Consider the following 273-nt stretch of genomic DNA (forward strand, 5'->3'; position numbering starts at 1 on the left):
TTGAGGATTTTAAAATAAAATCTCAAATTAAAATAGAAGACTTACCCACTAAATTAGATTTAGGTGAGAAAAAAAAGACTATTGAGAAAGCATTAAGGCATGTAAGTGAAGATTTGGCAGATATTCAAAACACCATGTATGCTCACGGTAAATATGCGGTTTTAATGTGTATTCAAGGTATGGATACTGCTGGCAAAGATAGTCTGATTCGCGAAGTGTTCAAAGAATTTAATGTTAGAGGAATTGTAGCGCATAGTTTTAAAAAACCAACGG

1 pseudogene is annotated in these 273 nt (G+C 32.6%); it reads left to right on the plus strand.

The features are described from left to right. Positions 1-273 (plus strand): annotated as a pseudogene (locus tag ACTG3Y_RS12250) (polyphosphate kinase 2 family protein); the annotation flags it as partial.

The organism is Winogradskyella sp., from assembly GCF_965656915.1.
In the GTDB taxonomy this organism is placed as follows: Bacteria; Bacteroidota; Bacteroidia; order Flavobacteriales; family Flavobacteriaceae; genus Winogradskyella.